Origin of the sequence: Rhodococcus sp. As11, assembly GCF_048957735.1 — a bacterium.
GTDB classification, from domain to species: domain Bacteria; phylum Actinomycetota; class Actinomycetes; order Mycobacteriales; family Mycobacteriaceae; genus Rhodococcus; species Rhodococcus gordoniae.
This window is the reverse complement of record NZ_JARDJE010000042.1, coordinates 1-5,399: the sequence shown is the minus strand read 5'-3', so window position 1 is coordinate 5,399 and position 5,399 is coordinate 1. Positions and strand designations below refer to the sequence as shown.

Here is a 5,399-nt window from a genome sequence, read left to right as displayed (position 1 = left end):
AACGGGTGTTCGGCGGTGTCCTACTCTCCCACACCCTGTCGAGTGCAGTACCATCGGCGCAGACAGGCTTAGCTTCCGGGTTCGGAATGGGACCGGGCGTTTCCCTGTCGCTATGGCCGCCGTAACTCTATGAAACAGTAACCACGCAGAACATCGACAACCCCGCTACCGCAGGATCTTCGATATCTGTGTGTGTTGTTTCAGATACCGCACAGTGGACGCGTAACATCTTCGTGGTAAGTCCTCGGCCTATTAGTACCGGTCACCTCCACCCATTGCTGGGCTTCCAGTTCCGGCCTATCAACCCGGTGGTCTGCCGGGGGCCTTACCCCCTCGAGGGGGTGAGAAACCTCATCTTGGAACAGGCTTCCCGCTTAGATGCTTTCAGCGGTTATCCCTTCCGAACGTAGCCAACCAGCCATGCCCCTGGCGGGACAACTGGCACACCAGAGGTTCGTCCGTCCCGGTCCTCTCGTACTAGGGACAGCCTTCCTCAAGTTTCTAACGCGCGCGGCGGATAGAGACCGAACTGTCTCACGACGTTCTAAACCCAGCTCGCGTGCCGCTTTAATGGGCGAACAGCCCAACCCTTGGGACCTACTCCAGCCCCAGGATGCGACGAGCCGACATCGAGGTGCCAAACCATCCCGTCGATATGGACTCTTGGGGAAGATCAGCCTGTTATCCCCGGGGTACCTTTTATCCGTTGAGCGACACCGCTTCCACATGCCGGTGCCGGATCACTAGTCCCGACTTTCGTCCCTGCTCGACCTGTCAGTCTCACAGTCAAGCTCCCTTGTGCACTTGCACTCGACACCTGATTGCCAACCAGGCTGAGGGAACCTTTGGGCGCCTCCGTTACATTTTGGGAGGCAACCGCCCCAGTTAAACTACCCACCAGGCACTGTCCCTGAACCAGATCATGGTCCGAGGTTAGAGGTCCAATACGATCAGAGTGGTATTTCAACAACGACTCCACCCATACTGGCGTATGAGCTTCACAGTCTCCCACCTATCCTACACAAACCGAACCGAACACCAATACCAAGCTATAGTGAAGGTCCCGGGGTCTTTTCGTCCTGCCGCGCGTAACGAGCATCTTTACTCGTAATGCAATTTCGCCGAGTCTGTGGTCGAGACAGCAGAGAAGTCGTTACGCCATTCGTGCAGGTCGGAACTTACCCGACAAGGAATTTCGCTACCTTAGGATGGTTATAGTTACCACCGCCGTTTACTGGGGCTTAAATTCTCAGCTTCGCCACCGAAGTGACTAACCGGTCCTCTTAACCTTCCAGCACCGGGCAGGCGTCAGTCCGTATACATCGTCTTACGACTTCGCACGGACCTGTGTTTTTAGTAAACAGTCGCTTCTCTCTGGTCTCTGCGACCACCCCCAGCTCACGGAGCAAGTCCGGTCACCGAGCGTGGTCCCCCTTCTCCCGAAGTTACGGGGGCATTTTGCCGAGTTCCTTAACCACAGTTCTCTCGATCGCCTCGGTATTCTCTACCTGACCACCTGTGTCGGTTTGGGGTACGGGCCGTGTACCAACTCACTAGAGGCTTTTCTCGGCAGCATAGGATCACTGAATTCCCCTCAACGGGTACGCATCACCTCTCAGGCTGCATGAATGGCGGATTTGCCTACCATTCGCCCTACCGGCTTACACCAGGTATTCCATCACCTGGCCCAGCTACCTTCCTGCGTCACCCCATCGCTTGACTACTACAATCAGGGTCCCGTGCAGCCGGTTCGCCGACTCCCGAAGGAGACGACCAACCTTTTGGACGGTTAGCACAACTGATTCGCCATTGGGCGCGGATACACGGGTACGGGAATATCAACCCGTTGTCCATCGACTACGCCTGTCGGCCTCGCCTTAGGTCCCGACTCACCCTGGGCGGATTAACCTGGCCCAGGAACCCTTGGTCATCCGGCGGACGAGTTTCTCACTCGTCTTTCGCTACTCATGCCTGCATTCTCACTCGCGTGGCCTCCACACCTGGATCACTCCGGCGCTTCCACGGCCACACGACGCTCCCCTACCCATCCACACCACTGCCGGAGAAACCGTAATCCCTCCGGGGTGTCATGTGAATGCCGCGGCTTCGGCGGTGTACTTGAGCCCCGCTACATTGTCGGCGCAGAACCACTTGACCAGTGAGCTATTACGCACTCTTTCAAGGGTGGCTGCTTCTAAGCCAACCTCCTGGTTGTCTCAGCGATCCCACATCCTTTTCCACTTAGTACACGCTTAGGGGCCTTAGCCGGCGATCTGGGCTGTTTCCCTCTCGACTACGAAGCTTATCCCCCGCAGTCTCACTGCCGCGCTCTCACTCACCGGCATTCGGAGTTTGGCTGATTTCGGTAAGCTTGTGGGCCCCCTAGACCATCCAGTAGCTCTACCTCCGGTGAGAAACACGCGACGCTGCACCTAAATGCATTTCGGGGAGAACCAGCTATCACGGAGTTTGATTGGCCTTTCACCCCTACCCACAACTCATCCCCTCAGTTTTCAACCTAAGTGGGTTCGGGCCTCCACGACGTCTTACCGTCGCTTCACCCTGGCCATGGGTAGATCACTCCGCTTCGGGTCTAGAACATGCCACTACAGATCGCCCTATTCGGACTCGCTTTCGCTACGGCTACCCCACCCGGGTTAACCTCGCGACATGCCGCTAACTCGCAGGCTCATTCTTCAAAAGGCACGCCATCACCCACCACCCCGAAGGATGCGCAGGCTCTGACGGATTGTAAGCGCACGGTTTCAGGTACTATTTCACTCCCCTCCCGGGGTACTTTTCATCTTTCCCTCACGGTACTTGTCCGCTATCGGTCACCAGGGAGTATTCAGGCTTATCGGGTGGTCCCGACAGATTCACACCGGATTTCACGGGCCCGGTGCTACTCGGGTATTCGTATCGACAGTCGCCATGTTTTCGTCTACGGGATTCTCACCCTCTACGACGGGCCGTTCCAGACCACTTCGACTAACACGACGATTTCTCACTGTCGGCCGGCATGGCAGCGCCGACACAACGAACCCCACAACCCCGAATACACAACCCCTGCCAGGTATCACATGTACTCGGTTTAGCCTCATCCGCTTTCGCTCGCCACTACTCACGGAATCACATGTTGTTTTCTCTTCCTGTGGGTACTGAGATGTTTCACTTCCCCACGTTCCCTCCACACACCCTATATATTCAGATGCGGGTAACACGACATCACTCGTGCTGGGTTTCCCCATTCGGAAATCCTCGGATCACAGCTCGGTTGACAGCTCCCCGAGGCATATCGCAGCCTCCCACGTCCTTCATCGGCTCCTGGTGCCAAGACATCCACCGTACGCTCATAAACACTTACAACAAAGATGCTCGCGTCCACTGTGCAGTTCTCAAACAACACACAACAACCCCTACCAACGCCGGCCACACGGCCAACCGCCTTCGTAAGTCATCGTCGCTGACAAAACACTCGCGTGTTCTCTCAGGACCCAACAGTGCACCGATATAACCACCGCCGAGGAAAACTGAGTTTCCCCGATACACGGCGATGCTTGTCAGCGTTCCACCCATGAGCTCCCGTGCCGCTCGTACGGCGGCAAACGGGCTCTGCCTGCTCCCCCAGCACCTACGTGCTGGTCCGAGACAGGAGATGCTCCTTAGAAAGGAGGTGATCCAGCCGCACCTTCCGGTACGGCTACCTTGTTACGACTTCGTCCCAATCGCCGATCCCACCTTCGACGGCTCCCTCCCACGAGGGGTTAGGCCACCGGCTTCGGGTGTTACCGACTTTCATGACGTGACGGGCGGTGTGTACAAGGCCCGGGAACGTATTCACCGCAGCGTTGCTGATCTGCGATTACTAGCGACTCCGACTTCACGGGGTCGAGTTGCAGACCCCGATCCGAACTGAGACCGGCTTTAAGGGATTCGCTCCACCTCACGGTATCGCAGCCCTCTGTACCGACCATTGTAGCATGTGTGAAGCCCTGGACATAAGGGGCATGATGACTTGACGTCGTCCCCACCTTCCTCCGAGTTGACCCCGGCAGTCTCCTGCGAGTCCCCACCATTACGTGCTGGCAACACAGGACAAGGGTTGCGCTCGTTGCGGGACTTAACCCAACATCTCACGACACGAGCTGACGACAGCCATGCACCACCTGTCTACCGGCCACAAGGGAAACCACATCTCTGCAGTCGTCCGGTACATGTCAAACCCAGGTAAGGTTCTTCGCGTTGCATCGAATTAATCCACATGCTCCGCCGCTTGTGCGGGCCCCCGTCAATTCCTTTGAGTTTTAGCCTTGCGGCCGTACTCCCCAGGCGGGGCGCTTAATGCGTTGGCTACGGCACGGATCCCGTGGAAGGAAACCCACACCTAGCGCCCACCGTTTACGGCGTGGACTACCAGGGTATCTAATCCTGTTCGCTACCCACGCTTTCGCTCCTCAGCGTCAGTTACTGCCCAGAGACCCGCCTTCGCCACCGGTGTTCCTCCTGATATCTGCGCATTTCACCGCTACACCAGGAATTCCAGTCTCCCCTGCAGTACTCGAGTCTGCCCGTATCGCCTGCAAGCCCGCAGTTGAGCTGCGGGTTTTCACAGACGACGCGACAAACCGCCTACGAGCTCTTTACGCCCAGTAATTCCGGACAACGCTCGCACCCTACGTATTACCGCGGCTGCTGGCACGTAGTTGGCCGGTGCTTCTTCTCCCACTACCGTCACTTGCGCTTCGTCATGGGTGAAAGAGGTTTACAACCCGAAGGCCGTCATCCCTCACGCGGCGTCGCTGCATCAGGCTTGCGCCCATTGTGCAATATTCCCCACTGCTGCCTCCCGTAGGAGTCTGGGCCGTGTCTCAGTCCCAGTGTGGCCGGTCGCCCTCTCAGGCCGGCTACCCGTCGTCGCCTTGGTAGGCCATTACCCCACCAACAAGCTGATAGGCCGCGGGCTCATCCTGCACCGAAAAACTTTCCACCCCCAGCCATGCGGCCGAAGGTCCTATCCGGTATTAGACCCAGTTTCCCAGGCTTATCCCAGAGTGCAGGGCAGATCACCCACGTGTTACTCACCCGTTCGCCACTAATCCACCCAGCAAGCTGGGCTTCATCGTTCGACTTGCATGTGTTAAGCACGCCGCCAGCGTTCGTCCTGAGCCAGGATCAAACTCTCCGTTGAAGACTCACAATCACCCCGAAGGGCAATCAGTCATAGACACAAGAGTCAAATCACTAGCAAAAAAACTCAAACTAGCTATACAACACTGGATCACCGCAGACGGAAGAATGCGATGTCCAGCAACAACCACCCACAAAAGTGAAGTGGTCGCACCAAATATTATTTGGCACTGACATTCATCGGCACACTGTTGAGTTCTCAAAGAACACGC

3 rRNA genes are annotated in these 5,399 nt (G+C 56.9%); all 3 read right to left on the bottom strand.

The window, feature by feature from the left end:
- Positions 1-7 precede the first annotated feature (7 nt).
- The 3 genes from rrf to PV766_RS23875 all read right to left on the bottom strand — a co-directional run bounded on the left by rrf (position 8) and on the right by PV766_RS23875 (position 5,188).
- Positions 8-124 (bottom strand): 5S ribosomal RNA (gene rrf, locus PV766_RS23885).
- A gap of 108 nt (positions 125-232) precedes the next feature.
- Positions 233-3,366, bottom strand: a 23S ribosomal RNA gene (locus PV766_RS23880).
- A 300-nt stretch (positions 3,367-3,666) separates the two neighbouring features.
- Positions 3,667-5,188 (bottom strand): 16S ribosomal RNA (locus tag PV766_RS23875).
- Together the 16S, 23S and 5S rRNA genes form the textbook arrangement of a ribosomal RNA operon.
- Positions 5,189-5,399: the final 211 nt, after the last annotated feature.